Source organism: Pseudorhodobacter sp. MZDSW-24AT (assembly GCF_002794355.1).
Lineage (GTDB): Bacteria > Pseudomonadota > Alphaproteobacteria > Rhodobacterales > Rhodobacteraceae > Pseudotabrizicola.
Genome location: NZ_PGOI01000003.1, coordinates 292,831 through 313,687, shown reverse-complemented (window position 1 = coordinate 313,687; position 20,857 = coordinate 292,831). Strand labels below are relative to the sequence as shown.

General features: G+C 60.6%; 17 protein-coding genes and 1 tRNA gene. 5 read left to right on the top strand and 13 right to left on the bottom strand.

All coding sequences use genetic code 11. The features are described from left to right. Window positions 1-408 precede the first annotated feature (408 nt). Window positions 409-1,011, top strand: a complete 603-nt coding sequence (locus CUR21_RS04850) for an NTP transferase domain-containing protein (protein ID WP_100195878.1) — start codon at window positions 409-411, stop codon at window positions 1,009-1,011. Here CUR21_RS04850 and CUR21_RS04845 read toward each other — a convergent pair. From CUR21_RS04845 to CUR21_RS04830, 4 genes are all read right to left on the bottom strand, one after another. Further along, window positions 997-3,480 (bottom strand): Hint domain-containing protein, encoded by a 2,484-nt coding sequence (locus CUR21_RS04845; protein WP_100195877.1) that lies wholly within the window; start codon window positions 3,478-3,480, stop codon window positions 997-999. The genes CUR21_RS04850 and CUR21_RS04845 overlap by 15 nt on opposite strands. Window positions 3,481-3,683: 203 nt before the next feature. Then, the gene (locus tag CUR21_RS19005; RefSeq protein WP_198431618.1) at window positions 3,684-8,162 is read right to left on the bottom strand and encodes a Hint domain-containing protein; all 4,479 of its coding nucleotides are present in this window, start codon (window positions 8,160-8,162) and stop codon (window positions 3,684-3,686) included. Window positions 8,163-8,915: 753 nt separating this feature from the next. After that, window positions 8,916-9,000: transfer RNA gene (locus CUR21_RS04835), tRNA-Leu, on the bottom strand. Window positions 9,001-9,054: 54 nt separating this feature from the next. After that, complete coding sequence (locus tag CUR21_RS04830; protein ID WP_100195875.1) at window positions 9,055-9,897, bottom strand: neutral zinc metallopeptidase; 843 nt, start codon at window positions 9,895-9,897, stop codon at window positions 9,055-9,057. Between the two features lie 121 nt (window positions 9,898-10,018). On the opposite strand from CUR21_RS04830, the gene CUR21_RS04825 reads away from it, so the two are divergent. Then, window positions 10,019-10,597, top strand: a complete 579-nt coding sequence (locus CUR21_RS04825; RefSeq protein ID WP_100195874.1) for a YqaA family protein — start codon at window positions 10,019-10,021, stop codon at window positions 10,595-10,597. Further along, window positions 10,597-11,070 (top strand): disulfide bond formation protein B, encoded by a 474-nt coding sequence (locus CUR21_RS04820; protein WP_100195873.1) that lies wholly within the window; start codon window positions 10,597-10,599, stop codon window positions 11,068-11,070. Before CUR21_RS04825 ends, CUR21_RS04820 begins: the two co-directional genes overlap by 1 nt. A gap of 11 nt (window positions 11,071-11,081) precedes the next feature. On the opposite strand, the gene CUR21_RS04815 is transcribed toward CUR21_RS04820, so the two are convergent. Then, a complete protein-coding gene (locus CUR21_RS04815) occupies window positions 11,082-12,287 on the bottom strand; it encodes a deoxyguanosinetriphosphate triphosphohydrolase (protein WP_100195872.1) in 1,206 nt (401 codons plus the stop codon). A 75-nt stretch (window positions 12,288-12,362) separates the two neighbouring features. Here CUR21_RS04815 and CUR21_RS04810 point away from each other — a divergent pair, with 75 nt between their 5' ends. After that, on the top strand, window positions 12,363-12,695 hold the full coding sequence (locus CUR21_RS04810; RefSeq protein WP_198431617.1) for an iron-sulfur cluster assembly accessory protein: 333 nt from the start codon (window positions 12,363-12,365) through the stop codon (window positions 12,693-12,695). Window positions 12,696-12,737: 42 nt separating this feature from the next. Here the strand turns inward: CUR21_RS04810 and CUR21_RS04805 are convergent, their stop codons facing one another. From CUR21_RS04805 to CUR21_RS04795, 3 genes are all read right to left on the bottom strand, one after another. Beyond that, window positions 12,738-13,682, bottom strand: a complete 945-nt coding sequence (locus CUR21_RS04805; RefSeq protein WP_100195871.1) for a DMT family transporter — start codon at window positions 13,680-13,682, stop codon at window positions 12,738-12,740. Next, a complete protein-coding gene (locus CUR21_RS04800; RefSeq protein WP_157791934.1) occupies window positions 13,679-14,560 on the bottom strand; it encodes a hypothetical protein in 882 nt (293 codons plus the stop codon). The genes CUR21_RS04805 and CUR21_RS04800 overlap by 4 nt, the downstream gene beginning before the upstream one ends. A 272-nt stretch (window positions 14,561-14,832) precedes the next feature. Continuing rightward, window positions 14,833-15,063, bottom strand: a complete 231-nt coding sequence (locus tag CUR21_RS04795; RefSeq protein ID WP_100195869.1) for a hypothetical protein — start codon at window positions 15,061-15,063, stop codon at window positions 14,833-14,835. A 201-nt stretch (window positions 15,064-15,264) separates the two neighbouring features. Between CUR21_RS04795 and xth the strand changes: the two genes are divergently transcribed. Further along, complete coding sequence (xth, locus tag CUR21_RS04790; RefSeq protein WP_100195868.1) at window positions 15,265-16,044, top strand: exodeoxyribonuclease III; 780 nt, start codon at window positions 15,265-15,267, stop codon at window positions 16,042-16,044. Here xth and rarD read toward each other — a convergent pair. The 5 genes from rarD to CUR21_RS04765 form a co-directional block, all read right to left on the bottom strand. Then, complete coding sequence (gene rarD, locus CUR21_RS04785; RefSeq protein WP_100195910.1) at window positions 16,011-16,946, bottom strand: EamA family transporter RarD; 936 nt, start codon at window positions 16,944-16,946, stop codon at window positions 16,011-16,013. The genes xth and rarD overlap by 34 nt on opposite strands. A 58-nt stretch (window positions 16,947-17,004) precedes the next feature. After that, window positions 17,005-17,421, bottom strand: coding sequence for a cupin domain-containing protein (locus CUR21_RS04780; protein ID WP_100195867.1), 417 nt, complete (start codon window positions 17,419-17,421; stop codon window positions 17,005-17,007). A gap of 88 nt (window positions 17,422-17,509) precedes the next feature. Beyond that, window positions 17,510-18,787 carry a phosphopyruvate hydratase gene (eno, locus tag CUR21_RS04775; protein WP_100195866.1) on the bottom strand — a complete coding sequence of 426 codons (1,278 nt, stop codon included), beginning with the start codon at window positions 18,785-18,787 and terminating at the stop codon, window positions 17,510-17,512. Window positions 18,788-18,826: 39 nt separating this feature from the next. Beyond that, window positions 18,827-19,690 carry a DMT family transporter gene (locus CUR21_RS04770; RefSeq protein ID WP_100195909.1) on the bottom strand — a complete coding sequence of 288 codons (864 nt, stop codon included), beginning with the start codon at window positions 19,688-19,690 and terminating at the stop codon, window positions 18,827-18,829. A 32-nt stretch (window positions 19,691-19,722) separates the two neighbouring features. After that, window positions 19,723-20,142, bottom strand: coding sequence for a Fur family transcriptional regulator (locus tag CUR21_RS04765; protein ID WP_100195865.1), 420 nt, complete (start codon window positions 20,140-20,142; stop codon window positions 19,723-19,725). Window positions 20,143-20,857: the final 715 nt, after the last annotated feature.

The following is a 20,857-nucleotide window of genomic DNA, read 5'->3' as shown; positions in this document are numbered from 1 at the left end:
TGGGCTTCCTGCCCGCAGACCAGATCCGCGACGGGGCCGAGGTGGAAATCGAAATCCTCGGCGAACGCCGCCCCGCCCGCGTCCACCTTGCCCCCCTCTGGGACGATGGCGGCCGCATGCGCGCCTGACCCGACGCCCCCCGCCGTAGGGTGGGTGGTTCCGGGGCAAAGCCCCGGGTTCACCCACCCCTCCCCACCCCCGCCCACACGCGCCCCCGGCGCCTCGCCAATCATCACGCCCGCGTCACAGCCCCCCCTGTGACCCAATCTTCCCTTGCGGCGCCCGCCCCACCCGGCCAGACTGCACGATGGAAAGCCGCGGCACTTCTTAACGAAAGATGAATCCCACACGGTCAACCCATTGATTTAAAACTAAACCATGATGTGTAACACAGGGGACGACACACAGATGCCCAAGGCCCCGCCGCTGCAAATCCTGATCCTCGCCGCCGGCAGCGCCCGCCGGATGCGCGGGGCCGACAAGCTCACCGAACCTGTCGATGGCCAGCCCCTGCTGCGCCAGATCGCCGCCCGGGCGGTCGAGACCGGGCTGCCGGTGACCGTTACCCTCTCCCCCGCCCACCCCGCCCGGGCTGCCGCCCTGCAAGGCCTCCCGCTCCGCTGCCAGACCATCGCCGACGCCGCCCAAGGCATGGCCCATTCCCTGCGCGGCGGCCTCGCTGGCCTTCCCGCCGAGGCCGCGCTGCTCCTGCTGCTGGCCGACCTTCCCGAGATCACGACAGCAGACCTGCGCCGCATGGCCGAGGCCCATGCCGCCACCCCCCGGCTGATCCTGCGCGCCACCGACGCCAGCGGCACCCCCGGCCATCCTGTCCTCTTTCCCGCCTGGACGCGCCCCGAACTGATGGCCCTTTCCGGCGATGCGGGGGCGCGTCAGATCCTCCAGCGCCACGCCGCACGCGTCCGCCTGATCGCCCTGCCCGACCGGCACGCCACCACGGACCTCGACACCCCCGAAGCCTGGGACAGCTGGCGGTCAGGCCGAGCGTAGCAGCCGCGCCTCATGCGCGCGCAGACTGGCCCGCGCGGCCGGATAGGCGGCGGCACCGTCGTCGCAAAGCTCGGGAAACAGCGCGAGCACCTCCTCCCGCTGGGCACGCGCCATCCCGCCCAGCATGCCTGCGCCGGGCTGAAAGCTCTCGGTCCAGCAGCCCTCGGCCTGCACGATCTCGTGCTGGCTGCACATCAGGTGAATATAGCTGACCCCACGCGGGATCCCCTGTGTGATCCCCGGCTGCCCCACCAGATGCAGCGCCGCCACCAGCACCTCCCTCTCTCCAAAGAGCAACTCGGCGCGCGCCGCCTCGACCAACATACGGTGCTGCGGCGAGACCAGCATATCCTGCCGCGGCAGCCCGTCACCAAGCGCGCCGCGCGCGATGCACACAGGCCGCAAGGCCGGGGCCACGACCAGATCGGCCCATCCAAGATCGCGGCGGCCCACCCAGCAAATCTCTTGAAATCCATCGTCCCGCGTCAGAACCTGATCGCCCGGCTGCAACCGGTCAACGGGCCGCAGCCCTTTCGATGTGGTCAGCAAGGTGCCCGGGGTAAAGCAGGGTACGACGGTCTCGATCCCCGAGAAAGCAAGCGTGCCGATGACCTGCCCGCTTGAATCGAGGAACTCCACCTCTCCACGCGACTTGTCACGCGACGCGAACCGGATGTTGGTGGACTCTTTTCCCCACGCCTGCAGATCCAGCGTGTCGAAATTGTCGCCGTCGTCCCCACCAAAGATGGTGTCGCCGGGGCCTCCGAAAAACAGATCGCGCCCGCCGCCGCCGTAAAGCACATCGCCGTCTTCGTCGCCGTGCAACGTATCGCTGCCGTCACCGCCGTAAACGGTGTCGGTGCCGGTGCCGCCAAAAAGCAGGTCGGCCTCACCTTCGCCCCAAAGGACATCGTCGCCAGCCCCACCATAAAGCGTGTCGTCGCCGCCACCGGACCAGATGGTATCGTTGCCGTCACCGCCGTCGATGACATTTGCTCCGGTGAGCTGGCTGCCAGTGATGTCGTCAATCCGGTCATCCCCGGCGCCGCCGTAAACCGTGTCCTGACCTGACCCAAAGAAGATCGTGTCATTGCCACTGCCACCAAAGCTGACGTCATCGCCCGCAGCCGCCTCCAGCAGATCGTCGCCATCACCTCCGGTGAGCCTGTCATTCCCGTTGCCGCCGAAGAGCTGGTCGTCGCCTGTGCCGCCGTCCAGCGCGTCATCCCCCTCGTCTCCGTGCAGCGTGTCATGGCCGCTCCCGCCTGCGATGTAGTCGGCCCCGTCGCCCCCGTAGAGCAAGTCAGCATCCGCTGTGCCAAAGTAAGGCGTGTCCACACGGTTTGCGTAAAGATTGGTGTCGGGTGTCACGAGCCGCGTGAGGGTGATCGAGGTGATCGGGCCGCTTGCCAACAAGGCCGAGTCTGCATTGATCTCATACTCTGGCGCGAGAAAAACACGACCATCGGTCAGCTGTATGACGACTGCGCTCAACTGGCCGCTCGCCCCATCGGCGAAGGTGACCGTCGCATCGTAGACTTGCGTCGAGTCTAAGTAGGCGGGCACACCGTCGATCAGGAAGTATTCGGTGGTGGCCGATGAATTATCATTGTCGGACAGAACGCCATCACCGTTCAGATCCACCGCCGTGGCACGGACAATGTTGCTCGACAACGGGGCCGTTGCGCTGCCAAACGTCAGGCGCAGACTGTCTGCTGTTTCGGAACTGCCGTTGCTTTCATTGGGATCGATGTCTGGAAACGTCCCGAAATACAAAAGATTGTACGTCTGCGATGAGATGCCGGAGCCGTAGACAACCCCGTCGTCGCGTCCGCCGATGAGCGTGTCATTGCCTGCATCACCGTAGACGGTGTCGTTCCCGGCGCCGGAATCGACGAAATCGCTTCCACCGCCTGCGTCGATCTGATTTGCGTCATTATTGCCGGTGATGGTGTCGGCGAAGCTGGTTCCGACAACGTTCTCAATCGAACTTAGGCTGTCATTGCCCGAAGACGCTCCCGAAGCCGTGCCGGTATTCAGGTTCGTATTCACCGGGGCGGTTTCCGTCGCGTAGGTGAGCGTATCGGTGCCGCCGCCGCCGTTCAAAGTGTCATTGCCTGCACCGCCTGAGACGGTGTCGTCGCCGATCCCCCCCAGCAGCCGGTCACCGCCACCCCCGCCGAACAATTGGTCGTTGCCATCCCCGCCATCGAGAAAGTCTGAATCAGCCCCGCCAAACAGCGTGTCATTGCCATTGCCGCCCAAAAGCCGGTCTGCCCCAGTGTCACCAAACAGGCTGTCATTGCCGTCCTGCCCATTCAGGCTGTCGGTGCCGGTTCCCCCATAAACAGTGTCATTGCCTGCATTGGCATTGACCACATCATTTCCGCCACGCGCCTCGATGTAATCGCCGGAGTCGTCCGAGCCAGTGATGATGTTGTCCTGATTGTTGCCGGTAAACGTTCCCATATGACCCGTTCCAGAAACTTTTAGTTAAATTGTGAATAATTGGGGAACGGGGCGGCACTTTGGCGGAGTGTGTCAACACTGTGTCTCTGGGCTGTGCTGCCACTGTGCGACCTGCCAACTGACTGCAAAAAAGGGGGCTCCTTTCGGAGCCCCCGCCTTCGAACCAAGTGGCTTTCGCCACCTGATCCGTACTGCATCACCATTTACCGCACCAAAAGACGCGCCTCGTGTTTCTTAAGGGTCTTGCGCGCCGCCTGATAGGCGTCGACGCCTGCCGGCGCCTTCAGTTCAGGAAACAACTCAAACAACTCGTTACGCTGTGCGTTTCCAAGCCCTTTGAGCGTGTAATCGCCCGGCTGGAAGCTTTCCGTCCACGCGCCGTTGGACAAGACCACTTCATGTTGGTCGAACATGAAATGATGGTAGGTCGTGCCAACGGATTCCACTTGATGCACGCCCGCGCCGCCGATCAGATGTTTGGCGGCAACCAAAACCTCATGCTCGTCAAAATACAGCGCGGTGCGGTCATTGGCCACCAGAAGACGGTGGTTGGGCGAGAGCATCATGTCGCGTTCGGGCAGACCATTTCCAAGGCTGCCCGCCTTGACGATGATCGGGCGCAAATGCGGATTGGCGGCAAAGTCGCGCCAGCTCATCTCTTTGCGACCCATCCAGCGGATTTCCTGAATGCCATTGTCGCGGGTGATCACCTTGTCGCCCATACGAAGATGCTCGACCGCGACCTCGCCGCGCGGTGTGGCAATCAGCGTTCCCGGAGTGAAGCAGACAATGTTCTCGATGTTGTAGAATTCCGAGCGACCCGTGACATTGCCTTCGGCATCGAGGTATTCGACAAACCCGTCAAATCCGTTGCCGTCGCTGTCGACATTGGTGCGCACCACATTGCGCAGGCCAGTGCCGCGCAAATCGAGCGTATCAAAATCGTCCCCCTCTGATCCGCCGAAGACAGTGTCATTTGCCCCGACCCCCGTGAAGGTGTCGCGGTCTGCCCCACCGAAGGCCTGATCCGCGAAGGCGTCAGGTGCGCCGGTTGCGGGATCGCCCAAATGGATCAGGTCATCGCTCAACCCACCGAACAGCGTGTCAGCGCCATCTCCGCCGATCAGCGTGTCCGCGCCGGCGTCACCAACCAGCAGATCATCGCCGGCCCCGCCATCAAGCAGGTCATCTTCAAACCCGCCTTCCAGCGTGTCATTCCCGGCACCGCCGCGCAGAGTGTCATTGCCATCGCTGCCTTGGAGGACGTCGTCTCCGTCACCGCCATCGAGGAGATCGTCGCCCAGCCCCCCTTCCAGCAGATCGTTACCGATCCCGCCGAACATCACGTCATCATCAGCGCCCCCATAAAGGGTATCATCGCCGTGATCGCCATAGAGCGTGTCTGCGCCGTCGCCACCGAAAATCAGGTCATTGTCGACACCGCCGTAGATCAGGTCATTGCCTTCGTCTCCGAAAATGCTGTCGTCATCATCCATGCCGTAAATGGTGTCATTGCCAAACCCGCCGGTGATGAGATCGGCGTTGTTGGCCGGACGGAGGTCGCCCGCATCGTTAGGAATGTTGATCACGTCAGGGAAGGACAGGTCGAGCCCCCCGAAGATCAGGTCATTCCCCCGACCGCCGTCGATGCTGTCATTGCCTTCCGAGCCGATGATGGTGTCGTCGCCCGCCCCGCCATAAAGCGAGTCGTCATCCACACCGCCATCGAGATAATCATTGCCATCCCGGCCGAAAACACGGTCGGCGTCGTCCCCGGAAAAGATGGTGTCGTTGCCGTTGCCGCCGTAGATCGTATCACGGTTATTTTCCGGATCGCTGTCCGCCGGGTAAAGACCCGGATAATCGACGTCGGGCGCCGGGCGGCCAGTGCGGGTGTCGATGAAATCATCGCCCTCACCGCCATAAATCACATCACGGCCACCGCCGCCGAAGATCGTGTCATCCGCATCGTCGCCATAGACAACGTCGTCGCCCCTGCCGCTGTGGACCTGATCGTTACCGTCGCCGCCGAAGATGGTATCATTGCCTTCCCCGGCAAGGATCGTGTCATTGCCTGCGCCTGCCACAATCCGGTCGTCATTGGGGCCATCGCCCGGAATGATGGCATCATTCCCGTCGACAACATCAGCGTCGAACGGATCTGCATAGGCACCGTCAATGAGATCATCGCCCGGGGTGCCGCGCACCACGCCATCGCGCCCATCTCCTCCGCCCACCTGTACCACGACCAGCGCATCGTCGGTGCCACCGTTGCCGTCGGTCACAGTATAGCTGATGACCGCAGCACCGGTGAAGCCGGGGTTCGGGGTGAAGGTCAAGGTTCCATCCGGGTTCACATCCACCGCGCCATCGGGTGAGTTTGGCGTCCCAAGGAAGCTGAGCACGTCACCGTCCGGATCACTGTCATTCGCCAAGACGTTGATCACCACCGGCGTGGCCGCAGGCGTGGACGCGAAATCGTTCTCGGCCGATGGCGCATCATTCACATTGGTGATTGTCACCGACACCGTCGATGTGGCCGTGTTCCCGTCGGGATCGCGGATCGTGTAAGTGATGGTGTCCGTCGGGCCGTTGTCATCGCGCGGCGCGGAATAGGTGATGGTGCCGTCGGGATTCAGCGTGACATCGCCTCGTTCGGCACTTGCTGAGATCACAGTCAGCGGTTGCCCGGTTGGGTCGGTATCGTTTGCCAGAACCTCAATGGTGATGTCAGTGAACTGAGGTGTGGTGACCGCATCAGGATTGGCAACGGGCGCGCCGTCCGTGGGCGCAATCACGTTTTCTATATTCACAAAACGCAAGGTGCCGGTGCTGGCACCGTCTTCACCGAAAAAGGTGACCGTGCCGTTCTCGGCGTTGTCTGCGTCATAGCTCACGGTCAAAGGACCCAAGCCGCGCAGATCAAGGGTGTCAAAGTCATCGCCGTCTTCACCGCCGTCCACGAAGGCGCCGGGTCCGACATTGACGAAGCTATCACGATCCGCACCACCGAACAGGGTGCCGGCCTCGCCGCCGCCATCGATGCTGTCATTGCCAGCACCGCCATAGATCAGGTCGTTGTCAATACCCCCGAAGAGAACGTCATCACCTTGACCGCCATAAATCGTATCGTTGTCATCCCCGCCATAAATGGTGTCATGACCCAAACCGCCAAAGAGCGCGTCGCGGTTGTTGTCAGGATCAGGGTCGACGTCATCGGCAAGCTGCGTCGGATCGCTCGCATCATCCGGTGTGCCACCATAAATCAGGTCGTTGCCGAGATCACCGGTCAGCGTATCATTGCCTTCGCCGCCGATCAGAGTGTCATCGCCATCATTGCCTTGAACGCTGTCGTCGTCATCGCCCGCGTCGACAAGATCATTGCCCGCGCCGGCCGCAATGACATCACGGTCATCGCCGGAAAAAATGGTGTCATTGCCTGCGCCACCATAGAGGGTATCGCGATTGTCGACCGGATCGCCATCGGCGGGGTAAAGCCCGGGAAAGGCGCGGTCAGGCGAGGAAGAGCCTGTTCGGGTGTCAATGAAATCATTGCCTTGCCCGCCGTCGCCCAAGGTGTTTCCACCTCCGCCGATCAGGACATCGTCGCCTTCCCCACCGTCGAGGGTATCATCGCCTGTCCCGCCATCGAGCACGTCATTGTCACCGCCACCCACAAGCGAGTCATTGCCTGAACCGCCAAACAGAGTGTCCTGCCCCGTTCCACCGCCAAGGACGTCATCGCCTTGACCGCCAAAGAGGACATCTTGGCCGCTGTCGCCATTCAGCGTGTCATCGCCCGCCCCGCCGGAGAGGGAGTCATTTCCTGCGCCACCGAAAACCTTGTCATTGCCGTCGCCCGCCAACACCGTGTCATCACCAGCGTAGGCGTAGACGATGTCATCTTGCGGCCCTTGGCCAAGGAGAATGGCATCGTTGTTGTCGATGAAATCGCCGTCCGGATCGCCAGAATAGGCGCTGTCGATGAGGTCCCCACCTGTTGTGCCCTCTACGATGCCGTCACGTTCAGAGGACACGGGCGCGTTGTCCACTGTGTCAGAGATCGAGAAGAATTCGACAGCGCCGCGATAGTGCGCATCGATATGTTGCAAGGTGCCGGGTGTGGAGGTGTCTTGGCCCGCACCGATCAGCCAATTCTGGTTGATCGCGCCCATGTCCATCGTCAGCCCGCCCGGAACGACGTCGCGGAACGCGTCTCCGGTGGTCAGGTTGGAAATCTGGACAAAACCGCCGGGGCCTGAAGCGTCCCATGAATAGGAGACAAGAATGTCATCCCCAGCGTTCTGAAAACCCGGTTCGGTTTCGTAGAGGGTGGTGCCATTGAGGGATTCATGGCTGATCCGAATGGCTCCGTTGGGAAGTGTCTCGATGCGAAAGCCACCTTCCGTCACCCCCGCGCTGTCGCGCGACAGGATGGTGCGCGGCTCTGTTAGGGTGGTGCCCTCTTCCAGACTGAACTGGATTTCCAGCGTCCCTTGGGCGAGTTGAAACACGGAAGCATTATCGATTTTCACGATGTCATCGATGCCGTCAAAGCGCGCGCGCGCGCCGTCCGACGCGGCACCGTTGAAATAGGCTCCGTTCTGGGCGCCGTCACCGACGGCACTGTCGACAGCAGTCGTCGAAGGGTCGTTGAGGTTGTAGTACGCGATCACCGGCATCGCCCAGATCCTTAAAGCAACTGGGCAGAGATACGCCCGTCGAGAAGTGTCCTTCGACCGGAGTCCCGGTCGAAACATCGGTGTAAGATCTGTGGCAAACCGCCCGAGACCCTCCACCACGAAAACCACCGTCTCAGACAGCAAAAAACCGGTCAGCGTGGGCTACGCCTGTCAGACCATGCGCATATCGTACCCGATCAGGCGATTGACCAGATCGGAAGACAGCGTTTGTTTTAAGGTGCTTGGCAGCACAATGTCAGTCGACGGCCGCCCCCACGACCAATTGTCTCCCCCAGCGAGACGCTTCATGATTACCGTTCATTAAGACTTACGGGAAGCAAAAAAGGCAGCGGATCGGGTCGGCGCAGACATCCCCCACTGACCGCAAGCACCCAAAAACACGCAAAAATTGCAGAGACACACGCATAGCGTGCAAAAGGCGCCGAAGCCTGTTTCTCTTTAAGAAACCCTGAAACCTGTCGCCGGGTCCAAGTGCCTCGGTTTTCTTCGGTTTCGCGGGTTTGGTGGGGTAAAGTGCGCCACGCAGTGGGATGGCCGCAGAAACAATCAGGCACGCCCCTTTGCTCTGCGACACCGCCCTATCGCGTTCAGAGATTTTCGGTCGGATGGAAGGCCATCAGTTGCCAGTCTGGCATCAATCGCCGCTTTCGATCATGTTTGGTTTCTTGCAGGACCAACGCAACTGAGACGTCCTGCGAATCACAGGTGACGGTGACTTCATTTCGGAGAGGATGGTGCCCGAGGTCGGACTCGAACCGACAAGCCTTGCGGCGGCGGATTTTGAATCCGCTGCGTCTACCAATTCCACCACTCGGGCAACTTGAGGCATGCTTTACCTGCCCAAACGCGCGGCGTCAACAGGGTCTGCGCATTACAAGTCGTTGGTTGAAAAGGTATCGCAGGCGGCGATCTGCCCAGACTGCAGGCCGGCCATGAACCAACGCGCGCGTTGATCGGACGTGCCATGGGTAAATGTGTGGGGCATCGGGCGCTGACCCGCCGCACGTTGCAAGGTGTCGTCGCCGATCTGGCGCGCCGCATTGACAGCCTCTTGGAAATCAGCGCGGTCGATGGTGCCGAACTTTTGCGCCGCGGTGCGGGCCCAAACGCCCGAGAGACAATCCGCCTGCAACTCGATACGGACAGAGATCGCATTGCTGTCTGCCCGGCTTGATTGCGCGCGCAGCTGATTGGCCTGCCCAAGGATACCCAATTCGTTTTGCACATGATGCGCGATTTCATGGGCGATCACATAGGCCGCCGCAAAATCTCCTTCTGCGCCAAGGCGGCTTTCGAGAACGCTAAAGAAGGCCGTGTCCAGATAGGCCTTGCGATCCGCAGGGCAGTAGAAGGGCCCGGTCGCACCAGAGGCGCCACCACAGGGGCTTTGCGTCGCATCCTTGAAAAGCACGAGGGTCGCCGGACGATATTCGCGCGCCAACTGGCTGCGGAAAAGCTGTGCCCAGACCTCTTCCGTGTCGGCAAGGGTTACGGAAACAAATTCTCCGGCCTCCCGATCGGCTGCGGTGAGTTCAGTCTGGGGCCGCGTGGAGGGTCCTTGCTCTTGCAGAAGCGGGGTCACATCCACACCGAGGAAATAGCCGATGAGCAGAACGGCGATCATGCCCACCCCACCAATACCGCCCACGCGCGCGCCACTGCTGCTCCGGCGGTCCTCGATATTTCGGCTGCCCCGACGTCCACGCCAATCCATAGCTGCCCCTTAATGCCTGATTTCAGAGCTTCAGGGTAACCTGCTTTGCAGATGCCGGAAAGCATCCTTGACGTTGCCCTTTTGGCATGATGCAAGCGCAGCACCAGCAAAGGGAGACGACATGATCCGTGGCTTATACGACTGGACCATTCGTCTGGCTGAGCACCCAAAGGCCCTTTGGGCTTTGGCATTTGTCGCGTTTCTCGAAAGTTCGGTCTTTCCGATCCCGCCCGACATCCTGATGATCCCGATGATCCTTGCCGCGCCACGCAAAGCCTTTCTGATTGCGACGATCGCCACCGTGTCATCCGTGCTGGGGGGCATGTTTGGCTATTGGATCGGCGCCGTTCTCTATGAATCGGTCGGTCTGCCGGTGTTGGAGTTTTACGGCAAGACGGGCAATTTTGAAGTGTTCAGCGAACGCTACAATGAATGGGGTGCATGGTCTGTCTTGATCGCGGGTGTCACGCCTTTCCCTTACAAGGTGGTGACGATCCTGTCGGGCACGACCGGACTTGATCTGATGGTGTTCACCATTGCCTCTGTATTCGCCCGGGGCCTGCGCTTTTTTGTGGTGGCCGCATTGCTTTGGAAGTTCGGCGCACCCATTCGTGATTTCATCGAACGGCGTTTGGGCCTCATGTTCACCCTGTTTGTTCTGCTGCTTATCGGTGGCTTTGCTGTCTTGAAGGTGCTTTGATGCTGACCAACCTGCCATCGCGGGCCTATGCCGCCATCGCCGGACTGGGCTCTGCAGCCCTCCTGGCTGGCGCTTTTGCCTTTGAGCACCTCGGCGGCTTGGCGCCCTGTGCGCTGTGCATTTGGCAGCGCTGGCCACATGCCGCTGCTGTGGTGATCATGGGCCTCGCACTGCTGATGCCGAGCCGTTGGCTGATGATTCTCGGGGCGCTCGCTGCCTTGACCACCGCCGGAGTCGGCGGGTTTCACATGGGTGTGGAATACGGCTGGTGGGAAGGGTTGCAGTCCTGCTCCGGTGGGTCCATTTCGGGCATCAGCGTGGATGATCTCCTGAATCCCAACGCCGCCGTCGCAGCACCCGTGCGCTGCGATGCGGTGGCATGGTCCCTGTTTGGCCTGTCCATGGCAGGGTGGAACATGGTGATCTCCCTCGGCTTGGCGGCGATCTGGGGATTGGCTGCCAGCCGCAGCTGATCGCTGCGGGCTCAGGTGGGGAAATTGGGGCCGCTGTGAACCTCGATCAAAGCGCCGCCACAGAGGCGTGCGTGTTCCTGGATCGCAAATCTGTCGGTCATCCCTGCAACATAATCTGCCACGGTGCGTGCCAATTCGGTCTGATCGGTGCAGGCTTGAACCGCGTGTTCCCACTCTTCGGGCAACAAGCTTGGATCTGACATGAAGGCTGTGAACAGATCGCGCACCACTTGCGTCACCTTGGAGCGCACCGCCATCACCGAGGGCGCCCGATACATCCGGTGGAACAGAAAGCTGCGGATGGCCTTAAGCTCCTGATAGAGCGGCTTCGAAAACCGGATCACCGTTGTGCCGAGCATGCGGACATCATCCACCGACTGCGGCTGAGCGGCCTCGAGCCGCCCTTGGGCAACGGCGATGACATCTTCGACCATCCGCCCGAACACCCGGCGCAGCGCCTCGTGCCGGCGGCGCATTGGGTCGAGACCGGGGTAAAGCGCATCAACCTCGGCGAAAGCGGGGCCAGTCACGGGCAATTCCATCAAATCGGCTTCATCGAACAAGCCAGAGCGCAAACCATCGTGCAAATCGTGATGGGAATAGGCGACATCGTCGGAAATGGCGGCCACCTGCGCTTCGGCACTGGCATGGGTGTGCAAGGCCAGATCCCATTGACCATTTACCTCTGCCAAGGCGTAGGGCAGCGGGCCCGCATGTTTGGCATCTGCATTGGGGCCAATCACGGGGCCATTGTGCTTGGCAATGCCTTCAAGCGACTCCCACGTCAGGTTCAGCCCATCGAAATCGGCGTAGTGCCGTTCCAGCCTCGTCACGATCCGCAAGGCCTGCGCGTTGTGATCAAAGCCACCATAGGGCGCCATCAACTCTGACAGGGCGTCCTCGCCAGTGTGACCAAAAGGCGTGTGCCCCAGATCATGTGCCAAGGCAATGCATTCGGCCAGATCCGTGTTCAGCCCCAGCACACCCGAGATGGTGCGGGCAACTTGCGCAACTTCAATCGAATGCGTCAGACGGGTCCGGTAGTAGTCGCCCTCATGCTCGACAAAAACCTGGGTCTTGTGCTTCAGTCGCCGAAAGGCTGACGAATGGATGATCCTGTCCCGGTCCCGCTGATAGGGTGAGCGGAATGAGGACATCCGCTCTTGGTGCAGGCGGCCGCGAGAGGCATCGGGAAGGCAAGCAAAAGGCGCAAGCATGGAACTGCCCGTTCTTGTTGATATCTTGTTCTGCCCTTATATTGCACTGTGAACCCCAAGGATATGTGAAAAATCATGGACCTGACGCTCCCTCCGCGCGTGACCGACCGCGCCTTCGCCCGATTGGCTGAAATCGCCGAGTTGACGGGAGAACAGAAGTCTTTGCGTGTCGCCGTTGAAGGTGGCGGATGCTCGGGCTTTCAATATGAGATCAAGCTCGACGATCCCGCCGACGACGATCTGGTGCTGGAAAAGGATGGGCAACGGGTGCTTGTGGACTCCGTGTCATTGCCTTTCTTGCAAAACGCCGTGATCGACTTCACGGAAGAGCTCATCGGAGCGCGTTTCGTGATTGAAAACCCCAATGCCAGCAGCAGTTGTGGCTGCGGAGTTTCGTTTTCAATGTAACGAAACCAGTGGGAAAAGGCCGCCCCGAGGGGCGGCTTTCCCTTATTCTGCGGCAATGGCATCGCTGGATTTGCCTTGCAAGTGGGCCAAGCGTGAGATGCGATCCATCCGCACCTGATCCAACAGCGCAATCCCCCCTGCCCCCATCACCAACCCGGCACCAACGATGGTGGTGATGGCCGGAACCTCGCCGAAAAAGAGGAAACCGACAGCCACCATCCAGACAAACTGCATGTTCATCAACGGCAGCGCCACCGATGCGCGCAGACGCTCCATGACCAAGACCATGGTCCAGCGCGCCACGAACAACAGGCCCGAATAAATCACGATGCGCACGACATCAATCGGTGCCATGGGCTGCCAAAGGGCAGGCAACAAAAGCAACGCGGCTGCCGACAAGGCAAGGTTGGGATAAAAGACCTGCACAAGGCTATTGCTTTCGCGTCGGGCCATGAGCCGCGCCAAGACCAGCGACACCGTCCCGGCAAAGGCCCCGAGAAGGCCCGCAAAATGCCCCGGCTGAACGCCAGCAATGCCCGCCGGGAACAGCATCAAGACGCCTGCAAGCCCGACCCCCAGCCCCGCCCAGGCCATGCGATCCAAGCGCTCATGCAGCAACAGACGCGAGACCACCGCCGACATCAGTGGCATCAAGCCGATAAAGACAAAAACATCGGCCAAGGGGATCAATGCAATGGCGTAAAAGAAGCCCAAGGACGCCGCCACCGTGGCCAAGGACCGGCAGAACAACAGGCCCGGCAGAGACGTCCTCAGGCAACTGCCGGAGAAACGCCCCGTCTGGCGACCTGCGCGGGCCACCAGAATGCTCCAGCCAGCCATCAGCACACCCGACAGAAAAAACACCTGCGGTGCGTCCAGCCGCGCCGAGAGGTCTTTCATCGTGCCATCTGCCAGTGTTGCTGCGACGGTCGAGCCGATCAGCAAAACCACGCCTGTCACCCCAGATCTTTGTTCTGCGGTTTTCATATCCGCCCCCCAACAAACGGGGCCGCGCGGGAGAAACCTGCAAAGAAGCCATCAAATTCGGGAAGGACCTCCACACATTCGAGGCAGTGCCGTGTCGGTTCAGACAGCTTGGGCCAAAGCCGCCATCGCATCGCCCGCCACTCAGGCCGGCGCGCCTGTCCCATGTCCAGCAAGGCCAAAGACAATTCATGCAACGCGGTGTTGCGCTTCGGGCCATAACGCACAATTCGCGCCCGTGCAGGCAGGGGCGTTTGAAATGGCGTGTGTCCGGCCACGCCGTGGGCCCAATTCAGAACCAGGAATTGATGGTAGTCGTCATCAAAACTATCGCCGGGATGCGCTTCGCGAAATGCAACCTGATCAACGGCTTGCGCCACGCGCTCGTCCCAGGACGCAGGCACCGACTCGCCTGAAAAGCGCAAAGCGAGCGTCACCTCGGAGAGCAGATCCAAATTGCTCTCCAACCACGCGACGATGCCGACATGCATCAGGCTCAGCCTTCGCGCTGGATCACAGGGAAGCGACCTGCGCCCGTAATTGGCCGCGTGAAACACCAGATGCGTCAAGTCATAAGCCGCCCGCCGATTGGGCAGGCAGAAAGCCGAGGAACGGCGCGCGAAGTGGAGAAGACGCACTTCGTGGGAAGTGTCCCCTGCCGCGCCCCCTCCACGCTGCAAAAGCAAATGTGCTTCGCCCCGATGCGTGTCAGACAGCTCGATGGCCGGCAAGTCCTGTTCATGAACAAAGGCGGCCATCTCTGAGACCGGCACATCCACCATGCCCAAGTCGCGCAAATCCAACGCAAGCGACAGATACATGCGGTAATACTGCGGAAAAAAACGAAGTTCCTCGGGCAGGCCTTTTGCCAACGCCTCCAAAGGCTCCAAGTCCACACTGGCGCCAATCGCCGCGAGGATTTGCAGAAGTTCGGCGTTTTCCTTGAGCCAGAACGGATCATGCCGGCCACGCCTGCGGCGCGAAAACAGGTCAACAAGCCCGGGAATGGCATCGTCGCAAGATCCGCGGGCCGGGTGACGCAGCGACACGATGTTGCTCATTCCAAGCCCTCTTTCGGGAAGGGGCGCGCAAGAACTGGCAGAATTCTTGCGCGCCGCTTTGAAGATCTGATCGTGCGGTTCGGAAAACCCGCTCAGATCTCTGCGACGCTGGTCATTTGCGCGGTAAATGCCCCGGCCAACTTGGCCGCCATCCCTTCGCAGGCGTCCTGATGGGCAACCGAGGTCATGGCCGCTGATGCCACCGACGTCATCATGGACACGGCAACCGACGTCATCATCGCGCTGTCAGCGCCGGCAAGCATGTCGGCGGCGAGGCGGGTCTCTTCCATCGGATCAAGGCGCACTGCGATATTCGACTTCATCTTTTCCCCCTTGGGTTGCAATAAACTGCACGAATACACGCTAATCCTGCCGCCGTGATTCGGTGTTAATTTTTCAAGCTAAAGTTGTGTTATCCACAGAATTTCAGCCAAAGGTTAATGCTGGTCTTGCTGCCCCTCTCAAGACTTGCGTCTTGCGGGTCATTGATCGATAGCTGGAGACGCAAGAGGAAGGGCGGGACCATGCTGATCGCGACATTCAACATCAACGGCATAAAAGCGCGGCTGGAGGCCCTGCCCCGCTGGCTGTCGGCCGCGAAGCCTGACGTGGTTTGCCTGCAAGAGATCAAGTCGGTTGACGAGGGCTTCCCCCGCGATTTGTTCGAAGACATGGGCTATCGCGTCGAGACGCACGGTCAGAAAGGGTTCAACGGCGTTGCACTCCTGTCGCGGCTGCCGCTGGAAGATGTGACCCGCGGTCTGCCTGGCGATGACTCGGACGAACAGGCCCGCTGGATCGAGGCCACGGTCATGGCGCCGCGCCCGGTGCGGGTCTGTGGGCTGTACCTGCCCAACGGAAACCCCGCCCCCGGCCCGAAGTATGACTACAAGCTTGCTTGGATGGCGCGCATGGAACTGCGGGTGCGCGCGCTGCTTGCTCAGGAGGAAGCCTTTCTTTGCGCAGGCGATTACAACGTCATCCCGCAAGCGCAGGATGCCGCCAAACCGCAAGCGTGGGAGACCGATGCCCTTTATCTGCCGCAAACCCGCGAAGCGTTTCGCAGGCTTCTGCACCTTGGCCTTCTGGACGCTTTCCGCGCGCGCGAGCAAGCGCCGGGGCACTACAGTTTTTGGGACTATCAGGCCAATGCCTGGGAGCGCAACAACGGCATCCGGATTGACCATTTGTTGCTTTCGCCACAAGCCGCCGACAGGCTGAGCGGCGCGGGCATCGATCGCGACGTGCGGGCGGGCGAAAAGCCTTCGGATCACGTGCCGGTCTGGATCACGCTGGACGACTGACGCGCCCGACCGCGGGCGCGAAAGCTTGCCACCGTGTAGATCACAAGCGCGGCCCAGATCATCGGGAAGGCAATCAGGCGTACTGTCCCAAACGGCTCATCGAAAATGAAAACCGCGATCACGAAGATGATCGTGGGCGAGATATATTGCATCATCGCAATGGTCGAAAGCCGCAAGCGCTTGGCGCCATTGGCATAGATCATCAGCGGCACCGCCGTGATCACGCCTGTGCCGATCAGCAAAAGCGTATCAGTGGTGACGCCCTGTGCGAAATGCGGTGCACCTTGTGCGTGCAGCCAGATCAGATAGGCCGCCGCAAAGGGCGCGAGCAACATCACCTCGAGCGTAAAGCCTTGGTTCGGACCGATGGGAAGCGACTTCTTGAGATAAGCATAAATGCCCCAAGACACCGTCAGGCCAAGCGCCACCACCGGCACCTGTCCTGCGTCCACCGTCAACAGCACCACTGCTGCGGCAGCCAGAGCGAGGGCCACCCATTGCGCAGGCGACAGGTGCTCTTTCAAGATGACCCGCCCCAGAAACACACTGAAGAGCGGGTTGATGTAATAGCCTAGTGCGGCCTCCAGCGCATGGCCGGCGCCGATGGCCCAGACGTAGGTGCCCCAATTCACCGAAATCAGCGCCGCGGTTGCGGCCGCCATCATCAAGGTGCGGGGTGTTCGCAAGGCAATGCGCAACTCCTGCGTCCGCCCCAGGATCAGGATGACTCCAAAGCCGATCGGCAAAGACCACAGCACACGGTGGGCGATCACCTCAAAGGGCGACACATGCGCCAAAGCCTTCATGTAAAGCGGCAGGAAGCCCCACATGAGATAGGCGGCAAGCGCGAACAAAAAGCCGGACCGGCTGTCTTCATTTTTGGGGGGCAATGCATCTGTCATGCCGATCGCATAGCGCTTTGCCGGCGCGGCCACCAATGCCAATTTGTGACCCGAACAATCAGCGCGGCAGATCAAACTCTGGTGCGGCCAGCACAAAGCCAGCGAATTCGAAACCGGGACTCACGGTGCAGGAGACAAGACTATACGCTCCGCGCGATCGCGCCGCCTGCCAATGCCCCTTGGGAACCACCACCTGCGGCATCTGACCGTCCAAAACCTCGGGCCCCAGCATATGGTCCACCGCGCGGCTTTGCCCAACCGACAGCACCACAGGCGCTCCGGCATGCCAAAGCCAGATCTCATCGGCGTCGACATGATGCCAATGGCTGCGCTCGCCGGCCTTGAGCAAGAACAAAATCGCGGTTCCACAGGCGCGGCCACCGATTTCTGGCCCGCTCCAAGTCTGGCGATACCACCCCCCCTCGGGGTGTGGTGCCAGATTTAGTTCAGCAATGATGCGATCTGCCTCGGTCACATGCCCTCATGACTTGCAGCTTTTCCAAATACTCCCGCCGGAGGCATCCGACCGATGTCACGATTGCCTCCGGCGAAAGTCAGTAGCCTCAGGCCTTCAGGATTGAGCGCCCGGCATATTCCGCCGTCTCGCCCAGAATTTCCTCGATCCGGATCAGCTGGTTATACTTGGCCAGCCGGTCCGAGCGCGACAGCGATCCCGTCTTGATCTGCCCGCAATTGGTGGCAACCGCGAGATCCGCGATCGTGGCATCTTCGGTCTCGCCAGAGCGGTGGGACATCACATTGGTATAGCGGGCACGGTGCGCCATATCGACGGCTTGCAGAGTTTCGGTCAGCGTGCCGATCTGGTTGACCTTCACAAGCATGGAGTTTGCAACGCCCTTCTTGATCCCTTCGGCCAGACGGCGCGGGTTGGTCACAAACAGATCGTCCCCCACCAGCTGGATCTTGTCGCCGATGGTATCCGTCAAAAGCTTCCAACCTTCCCAGTCGTCTTCAGAACAGCCGTCCTCGATCGAGATGATCGGGTAATCGGCGGCGAGGGAAGCAAGGAAATCGACATTCTCGGCGATGGTCAGCGATTTGCCCTCGCCCTTCATCTCATACTTGCCGCCCTTGAAATATTCGGTGGCGGCACAATCCAGCGCAAGGAACATGTCGACACCCGGCTTAAATCCGGCCTTCTCGATGGATTTCAGAATGAAATCAAGCGCATCACGGGCAGAATTGAGATTGGGTGCAAAGCCGCCTTCATCGCCCACATTGGTGTTGTGGCCCGCTTGCGAAAGTTCCTTCTTCAGGGTGTGGAACACTTCCGAGCCCATGCGGATCGCGTCGCGGATGTTGTCCGCGCCCACCGGCATGATCATGAATTCCTGAATGTCGATCGGGTTGTCGGCATGTTCGCCGCCGTTGATGATGTTCATCATCGGCACGGGCAGCACACGCGCCGATGTGCCGCCCACATAGCGAAACAGCGGTTGGCCGGTGAATTCGGCCGCCGCTTTTGCGACAGCCAGAGAGACGCCCAGAATGGCATTCGCACCCAAGCGGGATTTGTTGGGGGTGCCGTCCATCTCGATCATGGTGCGATCAATGCCCACCTGTTCGGTCGCATCATAACCCACCAATTCTTCGGCGATTTCGCCATTCACCGCCGCAACCGCCTCGAGAACGCCCTTCCCTTTGTAGCGCGCCGCGTCGCCATCGCGCTTTTCGTTGGCTTCATGGGCGCCGGTCGAGGCCCCCGACGGCACGGCCGCGCGCCCCATGGCGCCGCTTTCCAGCGTCACGTCCACTTCAACTGTGGGGTTACCGCGGCTGTCGAGGATTTCGCGGGCGTGAATGTCGATGATCGTGCTCATGGGGGCTCCGTTATGCGGATGATGCTCTCGGCCCCGTCTTTACCTTGGGTCGGCCTTCATGGAAAGGGCGCGCTTCACCCTTGCCTCCCGCGCAAAGGTGTAAAGGCCAGAGCCGATCACCAGCGTCGCCCCTATCAGCATCCAGAAATCGGGCCTTTCGCCCAAGAAAATCACGGCAAGAATCATCGCAAAGACCAGTCGCGCATAGCGGAACGGCGCGACGACCGAGACGTCTCCGACGCGCATTGCCGCCGTCACCGCGTAATACCCCAGAAGCCCGGTGATCAGTGCCCCTGTCAGATCAACCCACTGCGACGGATCCACCGCCTGAGGCGTCTGTCCCTGCACTGCCATCAGAATGACACCGGCAGGCACGAGCGCGAGATAGGCCCATGTTGTCAATTGAAAGGTGCCAATGCTGGCATCCATCACGCGTGTCGACAGATCCCGCGCGGTCAAGATGAAGACACAAGCGACAGTCAGCAACCCTGCCGCCTGAAATCCTTCGGTTCCGGGCCGCAGGATGACCATGACCCCGAGAAAACCAACAGTGATGGCGCTCCATCGGCGCCATCCCACCTTTTCGCCCAGAAACAAGGCCGCAGCCATCGTCACCACCAACGGCGATGCCTGAAGAAGTGCTGCGTTCATGGTCAGCGGGATCAGGGCGAGCGCCGTGATATACAGCATGGTCGCCCCGGCTTCGGAAAGGGTGCGCACCGCCGCCGCGCCGCTCAGGGCGCGGCGCGTGAGGATCGGCTGCCGCAAGCGGGCGGCAAAAAGCCAGAACACAACGGCGCCACCGGCGCCCATCATGGCAACCACTTGACCAGGCGGCAAGGACACCGCGGCACGTTTGAGAAATAGGTCCTCAAAGGCAAAAGCGGCCATGCTGGCCACCATCAACCCCGCAGCACGCGGATTATCGGCGCTGCTCACGGCTTTTTCGAACGTGAGATCGGCACGCCAAGGAGTTCCAAACGATGACCGATCAGACGGAACCCCAACCGGGCAGCAATGCGCTCTTGCAGAGCTTCGATTTCCGGGTCAACGAATTCGATGACCTCGCCGGAATTCACATCGATAAGGTGATCGTGGTGATCGCGTTCGGCATCCTCATAGCGCGCACGGCCATCGCCAAACTCGAGCTTATCAAGAATGCCAGCTTCTTCAAAAAGCTTGACCGTCCGATAGACGGTGGCAAGCGAGATGCGCGGATCAATCTTCGCGGCACGCGCGTAAAGCTCTTCGACATCCGGATGGTCTTCGGCTTCCCCGACCACACGGGCGACAATGCGGCGTTGGTCGGTCATTCGGAGGCCCTTGGCCTCGCAGCGAGAGATGATGTCGGACATGGGAGAGCTTTTCAGGGAAGGTCTGTTTTTCGCTTTAGCCCAGCCCGCCCCAGGTTGCCACCCTTTTGCGTGGATCGGCATTCTGCCGCGCATCCCGGGCCCGGCTTGCTTCGGGGTCCGAGACAACCACAGCGCTGCTTTGCTGAGTCTCTCGCACCTCTCCTGCCGAGCGGCATCTGCCCCTTCGTTCGTGACGCAGACTATGGCAGAGAAGACACGTTTTGCCCGCACCCATGCAGGCCATGTTTCCGCGTCAGGAATCATCCGGGCCATCAACACCCGAGTCATCCCCAGGCTTCGCCAGTTTCATGTGCCTTCTGAGCGCCTTGTTCCAAGTCTTCGGTTTTGTAGGGCAAAACTGGAACACATGTGCCGTGATCCACAGACAACCCCGAAACTTATCCGCAAATTTATCCACATGCCGGGGATGGACCCACCTGAACTCCTCTCGCAGAAGGCGCGGAATTGGCGTTCAGCGGTCAAGAAAAATTTGTAAGCGCGCGCCTCAAAAAGTGGTTGCCGAGCCAATGCGCTTACTCCAGTTTGTCAACCAAATCCGGCGGGACACAAAATGTTGTGGATCGTGGGAGAGCACAAGACGATCGAGCAAGACATCGCTGTGTGGCGAGGCCGTCTTGCCTGCACTTGCAGGCAGGGCTCGACCCTTGTTGGCTCTTACCCAGCGTCGGGGCTTTGGGATCAACAGGCCGCGACC

Coding starts and splice junctions, on each gene's coding strand:
- CUR21_RS04850 (WP_100195878.1), top strand. CDS start 409: ATGCCCAAGGCCCCGCCGCTGCAAATCCTGATCCTCGCCGCCGGCAGC.
- CUR21_RS04845 (WP_100195877.1), bottom strand. CDS start 3,480: ATGGGAACGTTTACCGGCAACAATCAGGACAACATCATCACTGGCTCG.
- CUR21_RS19005 (WP_198431618.1), bottom strand. CDS start 8,162: ATGCCGGTGATCGCGTACTACAACCTCAACGACCCTTCGACGACTGCT.
- CUR21_RS04830 (WP_100195875.1), bottom strand. CDS start 9,897: ATGGATTGGCGTGGACGTCGGGGCAGCCGAAATATCGAGGACCGCCGG.
- CUR21_RS04825 (WP_100195874.1), top strand. CDS start 10,019: ATGATCCGTGGCTTATACGACTGGACCATTCGTCTGGCTGAGCACCCA.
- CUR21_RS04820 (WP_100195873.1), top strand. CDS start 10,597: ATGCTGACCAACCTGCCATCGCGGGCCTATGCCGCCATCGCCGGACTG.
- CUR21_RS04815 (WP_100195872.1), bottom strand. CDS start 12,287: ATGCTTGCGCCTTTTGCTTGCCTTCCCGATGCCTCTCGCGGCCGCCTG.
- CUR21_RS04810 (WP_198431617.1), top strand. CDS start 12,363: ATGGACCTGACGCTCCCTCCGCGCGTGACCGACCGCGCCTTCGCCCGA.
- CUR21_RS04805 (WP_100195871.1), bottom strand. CDS start 13,682: ATGAAAACCGCAGAACAAAGATCTGGGGTGACAGGCGTGGTTTTGCTG.
- CUR21_RS04795 (WP_100195869.1), bottom strand. CDS start 15,063: ATGAAGTCGAATATCGCAGTGCGCCTTGATCCGATGGAAGAGACCCGC.
- xth (WP_100195868.1), top strand. CDS start 15,265: ATGCTGATCGCGACATTCAACATCAACGGCATAAAAGCGCGGCTGGAG.
- rarD (WP_100195910.1), bottom strand. CDS start 16,946: ATGACAGATGCATTGCCCCCCAAAAATGAAGACAGCCGGTCCGGCTTT.
- eno (WP_100195866.1), bottom strand. CDS start 18,787: ATGAGCACGATCATCGACATTCACGCCCGCGAAATCCTCGACAGCCGC.
- CUR21_RS04770 (WP_100195909.1), bottom strand. CDS start 19,690: ATGGTGGCCAGCATGGCCGCTTTTGCCTTTGAGGACCTATTTCTCAAA.
- CUR21_RS04765 (WP_100195865.1), bottom strand. CDS start 20,142: ATGTCCGACATCATCTCTCGCTGCGAGGCCAAGGGCCTCCGAATGACC.